Consider the following 15,668-nt stretch of genomic DNA (forward strand, 5'->3'; position numbering starts at 1 on the left):
GCCTATTTCAGACGTTGCCCGTTGGCCAGGATCTGACCCGCGTCGTTGAACTCGATGGTCGAGGTCAGCGTGTCCTCGCCCTGGCCCGGCACCGCGAACAGACCCATCATCATACGTGCGCCCATGGCTTGTTCCTGAGGCAGCAGGCCCATCGCCATCAGCTTGTCGATCAGCCCGTTGGCCCCAGCAAGATCGACGGTGACGGCGCCAACGGGCTTGGGAAAGCCCGGCAGCGTCGTCTTGTCGGTATTGTCAAAGGCCACATCGCCGGTCGCATCCAGCCGCGCCCCCACGGCATCCACCGTCAAGGTGTTGATCTTGAGCGCGTCGATCTCACCCGGCGCCGTACCAGGAGCGAGCTGTGCCGCCGCTGCAGGGTCCAGCATGTCGAACAACAGCTTTGCCTTGCCGCTCAAGTCCAGCACCACGGTGGCGGGATCGCGGGGAAGCTGGGCAGAGGGATCGAAAAGGCCCCAGATGACATCCGACATCGAAAATTCAGTGAGGTTGAAACCCAGCGCAAAATCCTGCGGCGTGTCCGATTTCACGACCGGCGCGGCCAGCTCAAGCCCGGCGCTGGCCATCTGCGCTGAGAGCGGGATCGGCAGGCCCGCAATCTGCGCCCCGATCAGCATGTCGGTGGCCCCAAGATCATAGCGCAGCCCGTCGGCGTCCATCTTGATGCGGTAGTCCCCGGCGACTGATCCGGTTTTGATCCGGGTGGTGCCATCGGCGCTGGTAATGTCGATCAGGGTCTCACCGTTGCCCGTGGTGAACACACCGTCAAAGGCAAATCCCGCCTGCATTAGTGCATTCATGTCCGCCGCGCTGGCCACGGCATCGACGGGCAGCGCGGTTGTCCCCTCGAAACCCACGGTCTGCGCGCGCATGGTCACGGAGCCGCCATCGTCGCCTGCCGGATCCTTGAAGGCGATGTCGTAGACGAGGTTGCTGGCGGAGTAGGTCTGATCATAGCTGCGCGTCTCACCGACGCTGACGTCGGTCTGCGACTGGAGATTTTCGCCCGACAGATTGACGCGCATCGCCTCGCCCATATCGACACCATCGACAACCACGCCTGCGACACTGAAACCAAAGCTGTCGGCGGTGTAGTCATAGCGTAACGCGTCCGCGCTGCCGCTTGCTGTCATGCGCTGGCCTGCCTGACTGTAGGTCAGCACGATATTCGCGGCTTCATCGGTGCTCTTGGGCTCGATCTCAAGGGTGATCGGCATCGTGTCAGGCATGACCACATCGACGGTGCCATCGCCGTTTTCCACAAACGACAGCGATCCGATGCTGATCTGCATCGTCTCGATATCGGGGCCGCCCGCAAGGTTCATCGTGATGTCAGAGACAGTCAGCGTGTTGCCCGATGTGCTCTCTGTCGCCTCGACACCGTAGCCCATGCCAGAGAGATAGCCCTGCCAGTCCCCCCAAACCTCGGCGGCGGTCAGATCCGCCGCGGCGGAGGTGGCGATCAAGCCCAGCCCGAAGGCGGACCCGATAAGGGGAACGATGTGTGTGGTCATGGAAAAATCCTCGTCTCTAAATGCTCTACGCAGGGTCGGGGAATCGTGGCGAGGCGTCAAGGGTGGGGTGGCAGCCCGGCGTGTGAATTGCTAGTTCTGGGGCAATCCGGGTGCTTGGTGCGCCCAATCGAAAGGGAATAGCATGGATATGAACGGCAAGACGGTGATGATCACGGGCGCCAGCCGAGGGATCGGTGCTTCGGCCGCGCGGATTTTTGCCGAGGCGGGCGCCAATGTGGCACTGCTCGCCCGCTCGCAGGATGACATCGCCGAAATCGCGGGCGAGATTGGTCAAAGTGCCATCGCCATCCCCTGCAATGTCGCGCGCTACGCCGAAATGACGGCGGCGGTGGAAACGACCGTGCAGGCATTCGGCGGGCTGGACGTGCTGATCAACAATGCGGGCGTGGTCGATCCCATCGGCCACATCGGCGACACCGATCCCGAAGCATGGGGCCAGCTGATCGATATCAACCTCAAGGGCGTCTATTATGGCGTGCACGCGGCGCTGCCCGCGCTCAGGCAGGGCGGTGGATCGGTGCTGACCATCAGCTCCGGCGCGGCGCATAGCGCGATCGAGGGGTGGAGCGCCTATTGCTCCTCCAAGGCGGCGGTCAACATGTTCAACCGGGCGCTGCACAATGAGGAGGCCGCCAACGGCATCCGTGCCATCGGCCTGTCGCCCGGTACTGTCGCCACGCAGATGCAGCGCACGATCAAGGCGTCTGGCATAAATCCCGTCAGCCAACTTGATTGGGAAACGCACATCCCCGCCGACTGGCCCGCGAAATGCCTGCTTTGGATGTGCAGCGCCGAGGCAGACCGTTTTTGCGGGGACGAGATCTCGCTCCGCGACGAAGACATCCGGCGGGCGGTGGGTCTCATATGATCGAGCACCGCGCGCAGGACGGCATCACCACGGTCACGCTCAACCGGCCCGATAAGGCCAATGCGCTGACCGAGGCGATGCTGATCGAACTGTGCGAGATTGCCGAAGGCGCGGGTGACGCGCGCGCGTTCGTTTTGACGGGGCGCGGCAAGATCTTTAGCGCCGGGGCCGATCTGGAGGCCGCGCGCGCGGGTCTTGCCACATCGCCGCTGTGGGAGCGGTTGTCGGGCGCGATCGCGGATCTGCCGGGGCTGAGCATCGCCGCCCTCAACGGCACGCTTGCGGGGGGCGCGATGGGCATGGCGTTGGCCTGCGATCTGCGGATCAGCGTCGCGTCGGCAAAATTCTTCTACCCGGTGATGAAGCTGGGATTTCTGCCCCAGCACTCCGATCCGGGGCGTCTGGCGACGCTGGTCGGTCCGGCACGCGCCAAGCTGATCCTGATGGGCGGGCAGAAGATCCTCGCCGACGAAGCATTGGCGATGGGCCTGATTGACCGGATCGTGGAGGCGGATGCGCTGCTGGATGCCGCCCACGCGCTGTGCGCCGATACCGTTGCGGCATCGCCCGAAATCGCGCAGGGCATCAAGCGGATGTGCCGTTAGATCAGCGGCACGAAGGGCACGTCGCAGGCGGCGAGTGTCAGAAGGGCGGCAAAGAGGGCAAGTTTCTGCATGGGTCTGTTCCTGTAGGCTGGTGTATGCTCTTGGCGTAGCCGTAACACAGCGTCATCGCTTGCGCATGCCCCCTGGCACCTTTGATTTGAACGACGGCGGTCGTTTGCTCACCCAGGCCGCGAATTTGGCCAGCCTCGGGTGGCTGCGCAGCGCTTCTGGCGTGTTGTAGTCGCGTGCAAGCTCGGCCTCGGAGAGGCTGGCGTGCACCTCGCGGTGGCAGATGTGGTGCATCAGGACCGTTGGCCCGCCTTTTCCCCCTTTCAGCTTGGGGATCAGATGATGCAGGCTTTGCGGAACACCTTTCGGGATCGGTCGCAGGCAGAGCGGGCAGATCGGATCGTCGGTGTGAATGTCGAGGGTGCGGGCCACGGGTTGATCCTGTCGAGGTGCTGCGCCAAGAGAATGTAACTGATTGCCCGGCCGGCAAGGGGATGCGCGTGAATTTTGACTTGGACGACTATCCGCCCATCGTAGGGCAGATCGCAGGCTACGGCGTGCAGGGCTACGAGCTGGCGCTGGGCTGGCTGCTGAGCCCGGCCGCCTGGTCGCAATTCGCGGTGCTGGTCGCGGCCTATGTGCTGGCGGTGCTGATCGCGCGGCGGCTGCGCCCGGCGCTCAGCAATCTGATCGACCCGGGCGAAAAGCAGAATATGTTCACGGCGCCGCGCCAGTTCATCCTGCGGTTTTTGCCGTTGATCCTGCCGCTGCTGGCCTATGCGCTTACCGGTATCGGAGAGCAGGTGATCCGCTCGGTCTTTGACAGCGGTGCGGTGATTGCCTTTGGCAAGCGGGTGTTCCTGTTCCTCGCGGCGCGCGCCTTTGTGCGCGATATTCTGGGCGATCCGTTCCTGTCGGTGCTGGGCCGGTTTATCCTGCTGCCCATCGCCGCGCTTTATGCCGTTGGTCTGCTGGATACGGTCATCCTGCAGCTGACCGAAACGGTTGTGGGCGTGGGCAACATCCGGTTTTCGCTGATTTCCATCGTACGCGGCATCATCGCGGGATCGCTGCTTTTCTGGCTGGGGCAATGGTCCAACCAGCAGACCGCCGCCGCCATCGAAAAGCAGCAAGAGATGCGCCCCTCGATCCGTCAGCTGCTGATCAAGCTGGTGGAATTCACGATCTTTGGCGTGGCTTTCATCCTGCTGATGAACATCATGGGGATCAATCTCGGTGCCCTTGCGGTGCTGGGGGGGCGATCGGTGTGGGTCTTGGTTTTGGCCTGCAAAAGATCGCGTCGAATTTTATCTCGGGCGTGATCCTGCTGGTCGAGGGGCAGGCGACCGTCGGCGATTTCGTGGAGCTTGACGGCGGTGAGGCGGGCACGATCGTCAAGATGACCGCCCGCGCCGCGATCCTTGAGACCTACGATGGCCGCTGGATCGTGGTGCCCAACGAGGATTTCATCACCACACGGGTGGTCAATTATTCCGACAGCGGGTCCGCCAACCGCTACGAGGCGCCGTTTTCCGTCAGCTACGACACCGACATCAACGAGGTGCCCGCCCTGATCGAAGCGGCGGTGGCCACCCATCCCGAAGTGCTGGATGAGCCCTACCCCCCGATTGCGAGCTGCGCGGCTTTGGCGAGAACGGCATCGATTTCGCGGTGGAGTTCTGGGTGAACGGGCTGGATGACGGGCCGAACAAATACACCTCCGACGTGCTGTTCCTGATCTGGAACGCGCTGCGCGATGCCGGGATCACAATCCCCTATCCCCAGCGCGTGGTGGAGATCAAAGGCGGGTTGCCCGGCGCCGATTCCGCGTGAGCCGGGCGGTCGTCATCGGCAGCGGCCCCGCCGGGCTGATGGCGGCGCAGGCGCTGACGCAGGCGGGCCACCGCGTCACGATTGCCGAGGCGAAACCATCGGCGGGGCGCAAGTTTCTCATGGCCGGGAAATCCGGGCTGAACCTGACCAAGGACGAGGCGCCGGAAACCTTTGCCGACACCTACGCAGAGGCGAGCCCGCGTCTGCGCCCGATGCTGGCGGCATTGGGCCCGCAAGGGGTGATGGACTGGGCGCGCGGGTTGGATCAACCGGTGTTCACTGGCACAAGCGGCAGGGTTTTTCCTGAGGCGATGAAAGCCTCGCCACTGCTGCGCGCGTGGCTCGGGCGGCTGATGCAGGATGGGGCCACTCTGCGTACCCGCTGGCGCTGGACCGGGTGGGAGGGCGGTGCGCTGGCGTTCGACACGCCCGATGGTGCGCAGACCCTTGATGCCGATGTGACGATACTGGCGCTGGGCGGGGCAAGTTGGCGCCGTCTTGGGTCGGATGGCGGATGGGCCAACACGCTGGCCGCGCGCGGTGTGCCGCTTGCGCCTTTTGCCCCGGCAAACGCTGCCGTGGCGCGCCCGTGGTCCGCGCATATGGCAGCACATTTCGGCACACCGCTCAAGGCGATCGGCCTGCGCTGCGGCCCCTACAGCAGCCGCGGCGAGGCGATCCTGTCGGCGTACGGGCTGGAGGGCGGCGGGATCTATAGCGTCAGTCGGGGGCTGCGCGAGGGCCATCCGCTGACACTGGACCTCGCGCCGGATCTGACGGCCGACGCGATCGCGGCGCGGCTCAGCGGCCCGCGCGGCAAAGCGTCGTTTTCCAATCACCTGCGCAAACGGCTGAAGCTGGATCCGGTGAAACGCGCGCTCTTGCAGGAACTGGCGCGCCCCTTGCCACAGGATCCCGGTGTGCTCGCCGCCGTCGTCAAGGCGTTGCCGGTGAGCGACGCCACCCTGCGTCCGATGGACGAGGCGATCTCGACCGCAGGAGGTATTGTGTGGGACGGGCTGACGGAAGATCTGGAGATCAAAGCACTCCCCGGCGTGTACGCCGCCGGAGAGATGATTGATTGGGAGGCACCGACGGGCGGTTATCTGATCACCGCCTGTCTGGCCACCGGCCTGCACGCGGGGCGCGCGGCGGCAGCCCGTCTGGCGGCGGGCGCCTAACTGTCGCGGGCGCGCACGGCCTTGAACGCGTCGCGCTTGCGCAGCTCACCCGCCCAGGCGCCGAGTTTATCGTCGACCGGATCAAACCCCGCACCGATCGACCAGTTCAGACAATGCACCGCCAGCAGGTCCGGCACGGTAATCGCATCCCCCATCAGGAACGGCCCATCGAGCCGGTCTGACAGCGCCTTGGCCGAGCGGGCGAACTCTGCCTTGAGGCTGTCCTTGATCGCGGGCACGCGGGCCTCCTCGGGAAAGACAAAGGAATGTTTGGCCGCCGCCCATAGGATCGCATCGAATTCGTCGATCAGCCAGAACAGCATCGCGTCCTGACGCGCGCGGGCGGGGGTGCCTGCAGGGGCGGTCAGCGCGCCGTGCTTGTCGGCGAGGTACTGCATGATCGCAACCGAATCCGTCAACACATCCTCGCCGTCCTTCAGCGCCGGGATCTTGCCGGAGGGGTTGTACTGCTTTGCCTCGTCGGACCGTGGCCCGGCGGGGATCAGATCATAGCTTTGCCCCAGCTCTTCGAGCATCCACATCACGCGGAACGCCCGCGATTTCACCGTGCCGATTACCGTGTACATGTCTGTCTCTCCCTTGAATTACCTGCCGCGAAACATCGCCAGACGGATGAACAACCGCTCCACAATCGCCAACGCCGGGGCGGTCTGCCCGGCGGAGCGAAGCTTGAGGTCGGTATCCGTCAACATCTCTAGCGCCTCTTCCAGCTTTACCGCCCCCCAGTCGCGCGCCTGACGACTCACCCGGTCGCGGTCGCGCACGCCGTAGACCGGTGCGCCGGGGTTGCAGGCGATGCGGTGCAACGTGCGAAAATGGCGCATCGCCATGATGCTGAGCGTGACGGCATTCACACCCTGGCTTTGCAGGCGCCGCATCAACGGGCCGATCTGCGCCGATTGCGCCTCAGCCACGACGTTGAGGATATCATCCACTCCCGCTTCGACCGAGGCAGGGGCGCAGGCGGCAATATCGTCGAGCGTGATGGGTGCGTCGGGATCGCTGAGTTTGTAGAGCGCGAGTTTTTCCAGCGTCTGACGAAAATCACCGGGATCCAGCGCGCGCGCCAGCTCTTCGAGCGCGCCCATGGCGGTGCCGTCGACGGTGAGTTTCGCATCGGTGAGCATAGCCTCGATCTCGGCCCGGGTGGGCGGATTGTCGTAGATGGCAAGGGCGTAGGCGTTGGGGTGGCTCTCGAACGCCTTGCGCAGTTTCGAGGTCTTTTTCAGATCACCCGCGCTGATCACGATCTGGGCGTCGCCCGGTTGCCAGTCGGCAAGGGTGTCGAGGATCGGTTTGGCGAACTGCTCGGTCGCGCCCTCGACAAAGGCGGCGCGGGGGCCCGGAAAGAATCCGACGGCCTTGATGGCGTCGTTCAAGAGCGCGGGCTCGCGCCGCAGATCACCGGCTGGCAGGCGGGTCAGGCGCATTTCCTCCTCGGCCTGCGGTCCCAGCAGCGCCTTGAGATAATCCTGCCGCTTGATCGCCACGCGCATGGCATCGGCGCCGAACACCAAAAGCCCGAGTGCGTCGCGCGGGGCTTGGCGATCAGCCCGGCGGCCTCGCGCATCGACAGCTTCATGCGGGAATGTCTGAGGTGAACAGCCGCGCGACGATCTGATCGGCAAGGATCACCATCAACCGCTCCAGCGCGTCCCGCTCGGCGGCGAGGGTTGCGACGGTGGTGCCGGTGGCGGAATAGGCGGTGAATTGGTTGACCTCGCCCGAGGTCACGACCGCACCCGTTTCCAGATCGCGCAGGGAATAGGCGGCGGCACCGATGAGGTTGAACCGTTCGATATCGCCCTCGGTATTCACGGCCAGCCCTTCGGAAGAGGTCGACAGCCCCATATCCAGCGCAAAGCGCGGGGTGGCGGCGCGGCCAAGGCGCTGCTCCAGCTGGCGGGTCATCAGATAGCCGCTTTCGGTCGTCGGGGCCTGCACCTCGACCCGGCCCCGCAGGGCGGTGCCCGCACCGTCCGGGCCGTAGACGGGCGTGAACCCGCAGGCGCCAAGGCCAAGGGCGCCGAGCAGGAGGGCACGGCGATTGAACGATGGCGTATTCCTGCGCCGCTCAAGCAACGACATTCACGATCCGGCCGGGCACGACGATCACCTTTTTCGGGGTTGCGCCGTCGAGTGTACGGATCACCGCCTCATGGGCAAGGGCCAGCTTTTCAACCTCGGCCTTGTCCATATCGGCGGGCACCTCGATTTCTGCCCGGCGTTTGCCGTTGACCTGAATGGGCAGGGTCACGGTGTCAGAGACCAGCATCGCCTCGTCGGCCACCGGCCAATCGGCGGTGGCGATCAGCCCTTCGCCCCCCTGCGTGGCCCAGATGTCTTCGGCCAGGTGCGGCGTCATCGGCGCCATAAGCTGTGCCAGCGTCATCACCGCCTCGCGTTGTGCGGCCTGCCCTGCCTTGGATTTCTGCAACACGGCGGTAAAGCCGTAAAGCTTGGCAATCGCCGCGTTGAAGCCAAAGCTGTCGATGGCGAGCGAGACGTCATTGATGGTCTTGTGTATCTCGCGGCGCAGATCATCGTCACCCTCACCCGGCGCGCCCTCGTCCATCCCGGCGATCCGGTCGCTGATGTTCCACACGCGCGACAGATGCTTATACGCGGCCTCCGCACCTGAGGCGGTCCATTCCACGTCCCGTTCCGGGGGCGAATCGCTCAGCACGAACCAGCGGGCAGTGTCGGCGCCGTAGGACGAGATGATGTTGAGCGGATCAACCACGTTGTTCTTGGATTTCGACATTTTGGCCGACGGGATGATCTGGACCTCCGCGCCACCATCCTTCAGAACGGCGCGGTCGCCGTGCAGCTCGACCTCTTCGGGGTAGTGAAACACGGGACGGTCATCGGCGCCTTTGCTGCGGTAGATCGCGTGGGTCACCATCCCTTGGGTGAAAAGCGCGTCAAAAGGCTCGATCGCGGACTCGGGCAGGTGGCCCGTCATCTGCATCGCGCGCGCAAAGAAACGGGCGTAGAGCAGGTGAAGAATCGCGTGTTCGACCCCGCCGATGTACTGATCCACGTTCATCCAGTATTGCGCGTCGTCCATCACCGTCGGCGTGTCGGCGCGCGGAGCGGTGAAGCGGGCGAAATACCACGACGAATCGACGAAGGTGTCCATCGTGTCGGTTTCCCGGCGGGCCGCAGCCCCGCAGGACGGGCAGGGCACGTTGCGCCAGGCGTCATGGCGATCCAGCGGGTTGCCGGGCGTCTCGAATGTCACGTCCTCGGGCAGTTTAACCGGTAGGTTTTCCTTCTTTTCGGGGACCACGCCGCAGGCGTCGCAATGCACCACGGGGATCGGGCACCCCCAGTAGCGCTGGCGCGACAGGCCCCAGTCGCGCAGGCGGTACTTGGTCACGCCCTGACCCACGCCCTTGTCCTCGCAGAAGGTCACGGCGGCATCGATGGCCTCAAGGCCCGTCTGCCATGGCTCCCCGGCGAAGCCGCGGTTGTAGAACACTTTTTCCGTCTTTGCGGGCACGTAGGCTTCGGTCAGCTCGGGGTTTGCGTCCTCCGACGGCAGGTAGGTCGAGATGATGGGCAGCCCGTATTTGGTGGCAAATTCGAAATCGCGCTGGTCGTGTGCGGGGCAGCCAAAGATCGCGCCGGTGCCGTATTCCATAAGGATGAAATTCGCGATGTAGACGGGCAATTCGTGCGCGGTATCAAAGGGATGGCGCACCCGGATCCCTGTATCGAGGCCCAGCTTTTCGCCGGTCTCGATGGCTTCCTCAGTGGTGCCGCCCTTGCGGCATTCCGCGACAAATTCGGCTACCTTGGGGTCACCGGCCTCCAGCAGCTTGGCCAGCGGGTGATCGGGCGAGATGCCGACAAAGGAGGCGCCCAGCAGCGTGTCGGGGCGCGTTGTGTAGACCTCGATGCGGTCATGCCCGTCGGGGGCATCCACGGTCGAGAAAGCGAATTGCAGACCGCGCGATTTGCCGATCCAGTTCTCCTGCATCAGCCGTACCTTGGCGGGCCAGTTTTCAAGCGAGTCCAGCGCGCTGAGCAGTTCTTCGGAATAATCCGAGATCTTGAAGAACCACTGCGTCAACTCGCGGCGTTCGACCAATGCACCCGAGCGCCAGCCGCGCCCCTGTTCGACCTGCTCGTTGGCGAGCACGGTCATGTCGACCGGATCCCAGTTGACCACCGCGTTCTTGCGGTAGATCAGCCCGGCCTCGATCATGTCGATGAACATGGCCTGCTGGTGACGGTAGTATTCGGGATGGCACGTCGCAATTTCGCGGCTCCAGTCGAGCGAGAAGCCCAGCGGCTTCATCTGGCCCTTCATGTCCTCGATGTTCTGGTAGGTCCACTCACCGGGGTGGATGCCCTTTTGCATGGCGGCGTTTTCGGCGGCCAGGCCAAAGGCGTCCCAGCCCATCGGGTGCAGCACGTTGAAACCGCTCGCCTTTTTGTAGCGCGCGATGACGTCGCCCATGGTGTAGTTGCGCACGTGGCCCATATGGATGCGCCCGGACGGGTAGGGAAACATCTCAAGCACGTAGTATTTGGGTTTGTCGGCGGCACGGGTCGCCTTGAAGATCTCGCGCTGATCCCAGGCGGCTTGCCAGCGGGCTTCGATCTCGGAGGGGGTGTAGCGGGTCATGGGAATGCCTTTTTACGCAACAACGCCGGACATGTGGATGTCACACGAGCCCGGCGCTGGAAGAATTCGGAAAGATATGAACGCTCAGAGCCGGTTGTCGGCGATCCGTAGTTCACGGGCGCGGGTCAGGATGGCATCCTCAACCGCGCGGGACGTGGCCGCGCTGACCGGACCGCCGCGCGATTGCAGGGCGACGTTCAGCGACCGCGCGTCGAGTGCGGGATCGTCGATCAGAACGGTGGCACGGTACGCACGGCCGCCGCCCGGCGGGGTGCCGTAGCCGGTCACAATCACACCCGTGAAAGGATCGACCGACTGCACCGGCAGGAAATTCAGCACTTCGAGAGAGGCGGACCACAGGTAGCGGTTCACCAAAACCGTGCTTTCAGTGCGGTTGTTGCGAAAGATTGACCAGATGGTGTTGGCGGGATTCGTCTCGACGTTCGAGGGGATGTTCTGGTTGTTGTAGTATTCGGGCCGGTCCGTCGCGGGGGAGCCCAACTGTCGCCCACCACAGGCGACCAGCACGCCAAGGGCGAACACCATTACCGCAAAATTCACTACCTGTCTGCGCATCATGCCCGCCACCTCTATGCAAGTTGGCCATGGAATACCCAAGCGAACAGGGCGGGGCAAGGTATATGTACGTGCGCACGCGCGGGGGCCGACGGCGCATTTAAGGCACCGATGGCGAAACTGTGGCAAAGCTGCACCATCGCGCGGCGCAGTTTTGCGGGCCTGTCGGGTTCGCTTGCCAAAACAGGGGCGGCGGCGCAAAAGACCCTCATACCTAGATCGGAATTCCCCGGTCGGGTCCTACTGATTTCAAACCGAGGGAAAACTCATGAAAAAAGTTCTCTTCGCAACGACTGCTCTGGTTGCAACAGCTTCCGTTGCCGCAGCAGACGTAAGCTTTTCCGGCTACGGCCGTTTTGGTATCATCTACCAGTCCGACGCCGATGGCCTGGGCAACAGCGACACCAACCTGACAAGCCGCTGGCGCCTGCAGATCGACACAACAGCTGAATCCGACGCTGGTGTGACATTTGGTGCCCGCGTTCGCCTCGAAGGCGAAGAGCGTGACGCAGCCGCAGGTCAGCGCCCACAGTTCAACGGCGTTCGTTACTTCGCCCGCTCCGGCGGTCTGGAAGTCGGCGTTGGCAACATCTTCGGCGCCCTGGAATTCATGCCTGGCATGTACCCCATCGACATCGGTCTGACCGGTCACAACTATGACTACACCGCGTACAACTTCCGCGGCGACGCATACTCCTCCGGCGGTCTGGGCGATGGCGGCGACAACGGCGTTGAAGTTCTGTACTCCGCAGGCGACTTCTCCGTGCACGTTTCGGCTTCCGACACAGACGACCGTATTGCCGCACACGCAGCATACACATGGAACGGCTGGACATTCGCACTGGGTGCACAGGACTCCGACAACGCAGCTGACACTGAGTTCGCTGCTTCGGTTGGTGGTTCCTTCGGTATCGCAGACGTGACACTGGCCTATGCCGACAACGGCACAGCTGGCGACCACATCGTTCTGGCAGGCCGCGTTGACGTTGGTGCCGCAACCAACATCGAAGCCTACGTTGCCGACGCCGATCAGTGGAACGACACATCGTTCGGTATCGACTTCAACCACGACATGGGCGGCGGTACATCGCTGCGCGGTGGTATCACAACAGGCGGTTCGCTCGGTGACGAGCAGCTGGTCGACCTGGGTGTTCGCTTCAACTTCTAAGTTGACCGCAACAACCTGACGATTTGGGGCGTACCTTCGGGTGCGCCCCTTTTCTTTTGTGCGCGGCTGTTATTTCTAGTCAGGACAAGGAGACCGCCGCATGACCATTGAGACGATCAAAGACCGCATTGCAAAGGCCGCGCAGGCGGCAAATCGCGCTGAGGATAGCGTCAAATTGATCGCGGTCAGCAAGGTACAGCCCAACGAGCGGGTCGAAGCCGTGCTGGAGGCGGGGCACCGCTGCTTTGGCGAGAATCGCGTGCAGGAGGCTGCGGGCAAGTGGCCCGATTTTCGCGAGCGTTTCGCGGGCGTGGATCTGCACCTCATCGGCCCGTTGCAGACCAACAAGGCCAGGCAGGCGATGGAGCTGGCGCAATCCATCCATACGCTCGACCGGCCCAAGCTGGCAAAAACCCTTGCCCGCCTCGCACAGGAAATAGGTCAGTGCCCGGAGCTTTTCATTCAGGTCAACACCGGGGAGGAAGAGCAGAAGGCGGGAGTGATGCCCGCGCAAGCCGATGATTTCATCGCAGAGTGTCGTGCCCTCGACCTGCCCGTCGCGGGCCTGATGTGCATCCCCCCTGTAGAGGAAGAACCCGCGTTGCATTTTGCACTGCTGGCCAAGATCGCGGCACGCAATGACCTCAGCGGGCTGTCCATGGGGATGAGCGGCGATTTCGAGCGCGCAATCGCGTTGGGGGCCACCCACGTGCGTGTAGGCTCCGCCATATTCGGTGAACGTGTGCCGGGCTAGGCCACGATCAGGCGTGTCCGAAAGCGTATGCGCCGCGCGATAGCGTGCAGGTGGTCGCGCCGGAGGGCGACGCAGCCTTCGGTCGGATAGCCCGGTCGCCGCCATTGATGAATGAAAATAGCCGATCCGCGCCCCGGCACGGCATAGGGCCAGTTCCAATCCGTGAGAATCACTAAGTCATATAACGGGTCCGCCCGCCGCAAGCGCTCATGGCTGGGTGAATAGGGGGCGCGGACCATGGTGTTATAATCCTCGGCCGTGGGGTCATCCGACCACAGATCACCCGGCCCGATGGGCACCGCCCAATCAGTTGGTGCCACCATCCGGTCGGGCCGGTAAAGCATGCCGACAATTCTGTGTACACCGCGCGGCGTAGCGCCGTCGCCTTCGCGTTTGCGCCCCGATACCCCGCCTTTCCCGATAGTGCAGGGCCACAGCCGCCCCTGAAACCGCAGGCCGCGTGGCGTGAGGACCAGATCGTCCGGGCTCATAACAGGTGACCGGATTTGCGCGCCTTCACGGCCAGATAGGCCGCGTTGTGGCGGTTTTCCCCGACAATGAGGGGCACGCGCTCGGTCACCTCGATGCCGCTTGCGCGCATCATCTCGACCTTGCGTGGATTGTTGGTCAGCAGACGTACCGCGCTGAACCCCAGCGAAGACAGAATATCCGCACCCAAACGGAAATCACGCTCGTCATCTTCAAAGCCCAACCTGTGATTCGCCTCCACGGTGTCGAAACCCTGATCTTGCAGAGAATAGGCGCGCATCTTGTTCGCCAACCCAATGCCGCGACCTTCCTGATTGAGATAGAGAAAGAGGCCCTCGCCCTCGGCGCCCATCTGTGCCAGCGCCGCGCGCAGCTGCGGGCCGCAGTCGCATTTCAGACTGCCCAGCACGTCGCCCGTGAAACAGGCCGAATGCAGTCGGCTCAACACGGGGCGGGTCCGATCCGGGCGGCCGACTTCAATCGCGTAATGCTCCTCTCCGCCGTCATCGGGGCGAAAGATATGCAGCCGTCCGGCTTCAGATGCTTCCATCGGCAGTCGGGCCTGTACGACCGGATGCAACGGGCTGCGCGCCTTGAGCACCTCTTGAGCGGCAGGCAGGCTGACGTAGGTCAGGCGGGTGTTGGCGGCAAAGGCGGACGCGGCGGGAATCGGGCTGACGATCGCTGCCGGCAACAGGTGGGCGGATTTCACGAGGGCCAGTGCCGCGCGGTGCACATCCACATCGCCGCCCCGCTCCGCGATCAGGGGCCCTTTCATCGGCACGCTCAGATCGTCCTTGGGATCCGCCAGTGCCCGGATCCATCGCAGGTTCGCGCCCTCGGGTATGGAAATCCGCGCGAGATCCCCGTCATAGCACCGCGCTTTGAGCGTTTGCGCCCGCCGCTCCGACAGCACCAGAACCGGGGCGCCCTCCAGCGCGTGCAGTGCGTGGAGCCGTTCGGCCCCCAGCGTCTCGGCTGCGAGAACCAATGCATTGCCCAGCACGACGGGTACGCCCATGCGCAGATCGGCACGCGCGCGCGCCGTAATCTCGACAGGATCGGGGGCAAAAGACATGGATTGTTACAACTCCACTCGATTTCTGAAAGACTCCTACCCCGCAAAGGCCGGAATTGAAACATTTGACCGTGCGTCTGACACACCCGCGTGAGAACGGCGCGCAAAGCCTTGTTGATTGTCGCAAGGGGCATATTTTGAAGTCAACACAACGGAGAGAGATCATGGCCCAGCTGAAAAAGATCCTGCTTGTCGACGATGACGAGGACCTGCGCGAGGCGCTCAGCGAGCAGCTGATCATGACAGAGGATTTTGACGTCTTCGAGGCCGCCAATGGCACCGAGGCGATGAGCCGGGCCAAGGAAATGCCCTATGATCTGATCATCCTCGACGTGGGCCTGCCCGACACCGACGGCCGCGAGCTGTGCCGCCTGATGCGCAAGCAGGGGATCAAGAGCCCGATCATGATGCTCACAGGGCACGATGGCGACGCCGATACAATCCTCGGTCTGGACGCGGGTGCGAATGACTATGTGTCCAAACCGTTCAAGTTTCCGGTTCTGCTGGCCCGGATCCGCAGCCAGATGCGCACCCACGAGCAATCGGAGGACGCGATTTTCCAGCTTGGCCCCTACACCTTCAAACCCTCGATGAAGATGCTCATCACCGAGGACGACAAGAAAGTGCGCCTGACCGAGAAGGAAACCAATATTCTCAAATTCCTCTACCGCGCCACCGATGGTGTCGTGCCGCGCGATACGCTGCTGCACGAGGTTTGGGGCTACAACGCCGGCGTGACGACCCACACGCTTGAGACGCATATCTACCGCCTGCGCCAAAAGATCGAGCCCGATCCTTCGAACGCGCGTCTTTTGGTAACTGAATCAGGCGGTTACCGTCTGATGGCATAAATTCGACATCGCCTGGGAACCAAATTAGCCCGGTGGATGTTACCCT

General features: G+C 63.4%; 14 protein-coding genes and 2 pseudogenes. 7 read left to right on the plus strand and 9 right to left on the minus strand.

Translation table 11 applies throughout. The features are described from left to right. Nucleotides 1-2: 2 nt before the first annotated feature. Nucleotides 3-1,532, minus strand: a complete 1,530-nt coding sequence (locus tag KDD17_RS16520) for a DUF2125 domain-containing protein (RefSeq protein WP_212704657.1) — start codon at nucleotides 1,530-1,532, stop codon at nucleotides 3-5. 142 nt (nucleotides 1,533-1,674) lie between these two features. On the opposite strand from KDD17_RS16520, the gene KDD17_RS16525 reads away from it, so the two are divergent. Both KDD17_RS16525 and KDD17_RS16530 read left to right on the plus strand, forming a co-directional pair. Then, nucleotides 1,675-2,421, plus strand: a complete 747-nt coding sequence (locus KDD17_RS16525; RefSeq protein ID WP_212704658.1) for an SDR family oxidoreductase — start codon at nucleotides 1,675-1,677, stop codon at nucleotides 2,419-2,421. Next, nucleotides 2,418-3,026 carry an enoyl-CoA hydratase/isomerase family protein gene (locus KDD17_RS16530; protein WP_212704659.1) on the plus strand — a complete coding sequence of 203 codons (609 nt, stop codon included), beginning with the start codon at nucleotides 2,418-2,420 and terminating at the stop codon, nucleotides 3,024-3,026. The genes KDD17_RS16525 and KDD17_RS16530 overlap by 4 nt, the downstream gene beginning before the upstream one ends. A gap of 123 nt (nucleotides 3,027-3,149) precedes the next feature. On the opposite strand, the gene KDD17_RS16535 is transcribed toward KDD17_RS16530, so the two are convergent. Continuing rightward, nucleotides 3,150-3,449 carry an HNH endonuclease family protein gene (locus KDD17_RS16535; RefSeq protein WP_212706281.1) on the minus strand — a complete coding sequence of 100 codons (300 nt, stop codon included), beginning with the start codon at nucleotides 3,447-3,449 and terminating at the stop codon, nucleotides 3,150-3,152. 80 nt (nucleotides 3,450-3,529) lie between these two features. On the opposite strand from KDD17_RS16535, the pseudogene KDD17_RS16540 reads away from it, so the two are divergent. Together KDD17_RS16540 and KDD17_RS16545 are read left to right on the plus strand one after the other, a co-directional pair. Beyond that, nucleotides 3,530-4,868, plus strand: a pseudogene (locus tag KDD17_RS16540) (mechanosensitive ion channel family protein). Further along, nucleotides 4,865-6,049, plus strand: a complete 1,185-nt coding sequence (locus KDD17_RS16545) for a TIGR03862 family flavoprotein (RefSeq protein ID WP_212704660.1) — start codon at nucleotides 4,865-4,867, stop codon at nucleotides 6,047-6,049. The pseudogene KDD17_RS16540 and the gene KDD17_RS16545 overlap by 4 nt, the downstream one beginning before the upstream one ends. Here KDD17_RS16545 and KDD17_RS16550 read toward each other — a convergent pair. From KDD17_RS16550 to KDD17_RS16570, 5 genes and pseudogenes are all read right to left on the minus strand, one after another. Next, complete coding sequence (locus KDD17_RS16550; protein WP_212704661.1) at nucleotides 6,046-6,636, minus strand: glutathione S-transferase family protein; 591 nt, start codon at nucleotides 6,634-6,636, stop codon at nucleotides 6,046-6,048. The genes KDD17_RS16545 and KDD17_RS16550 overlap by 4 nt on opposite strands. Nucleotides 6,637-6,654: 18 nt before the next feature. Beyond that, nucleotides 6,655-7,652: pseudogene (gene holA, locus KDD17_RS16555) on the minus strand (DNA polymerase III subunit delta). Beyond that, the gene (lptE, locus tag KDD17_RS16560; RefSeq protein ID WP_212704662.1) at nucleotides 7,649-8,158 is read right to left on the minus strand and encodes an LPS assembly lipoprotein LptE; all 510 of its coding nucleotides are present in this window, start codon (nucleotides 8,156-8,158) and stop codon (nucleotides 7,649-7,651) included. Before lptE ends, holA begins: the two are co-directional and overlap by 4 nt. Continuing rightward, nucleotides 8,145-10,706, minus strand: a complete 2,562-nt coding sequence (gene leuS / locus KDD17_RS16565) for a leucine--tRNA ligase (protein WP_212704663.1) — start codon at nucleotides 10,704-10,706, stop codon at nucleotides 8,145-8,147. The genes lptE and leuS overlap by 14 nt, the downstream gene beginning before the upstream one ends. 84 nt (nucleotides 10,707-10,790) lie before the next feature. Then, the gene (locus tag KDD17_RS16570) at nucleotides 10,791-11,285 is read right to left on the minus strand and encodes a DUF3576 domain-containing protein (RefSeq protein WP_431358133.1); all 495 of its coding nucleotides are present in this window, start codon (nucleotides 11,283-11,285) and stop codon (nucleotides 10,791-10,793) included. Between the two features lie 265 nt (nucleotides 11,286-11,550). Here KDD17_RS16570 and KDD17_RS16575 point away from each other — a divergent pair, with 265 nt between their 5' ends. Both KDD17_RS16575 and KDD17_RS16580 read left to right on the plus strand, forming a co-directional pair. Further along, a complete protein-coding gene (locus tag KDD17_RS16575) occupies nucleotides 11,551-12,450 on the plus strand; it encodes a porin (RefSeq protein ID WP_212704664.1) in 900 nt (299 codons plus the stop codon). A gap of 100 nt (nucleotides 12,451-12,550) precedes the next feature. Beyond that, nucleotides 12,551-13,204, plus strand: coding sequence for a YggS family pyridoxal phosphate-dependent enzyme (locus tag KDD17_RS16580; protein ID WP_212704665.1), 654 nt, complete (start codon nucleotides 12,551-12,553; stop codon nucleotides 13,202-13,204). On the opposite strand, the gene KDD17_RS16585 is transcribed toward KDD17_RS16580, so the two are convergent. Continuing rightward, nucleotides 13,201-13,695 (minus strand): L,D-transpeptidase family protein, encoded by a 495-nt coding sequence (locus KDD17_RS16585; RefSeq protein WP_212704666.1) that lies wholly within the window; start codon nucleotides 13,693-13,695, stop codon nucleotides 13,201-13,203. The two genes, KDD17_RS16580 and KDD17_RS16585, sit on opposite strands and share 4 nt — an antisense overlap. Beyond that, nucleotides 13,692-14,771: a GTP cyclohydrolase II gene (gene ribA / locus KDD17_RS16590; protein WP_212704667.1), complete on the minus strand. Its 1,080-nt coding sequence runs from the start codon at nucleotides 14,769-14,771 to the stop codon at nucleotides 13,692-13,694. The genes KDD17_RS16585 and ribA overlap by 4 nt, the downstream gene beginning before the upstream one ends. 164 nt (nucleotides 14,772-14,935) lie before the next feature. On the opposite strand from ribA, the gene KDD17_RS16595 reads away from it, so the two are divergent. Beyond that, a complete protein-coding gene (locus tag KDD17_RS16595) occupies nucleotides 14,936-15,622 on the plus strand; it encodes a response regulator transcription factor (protein ID WP_212704668.1) in 687 nt (228 codons plus the stop codon). The last annotated feature ends 46 nt before the right edge of the window (nucleotides 15,623-15,668 follow it).

The organism is Sulfitobacter albidus, assembly GCF_018200035.1.
GTDB lineage: Bacteria > Pseudomonadota > Alphaproteobacteria > Rhodobacterales > Rhodobacteraceae > Sulfitobacter > Sulfitobacter albidus.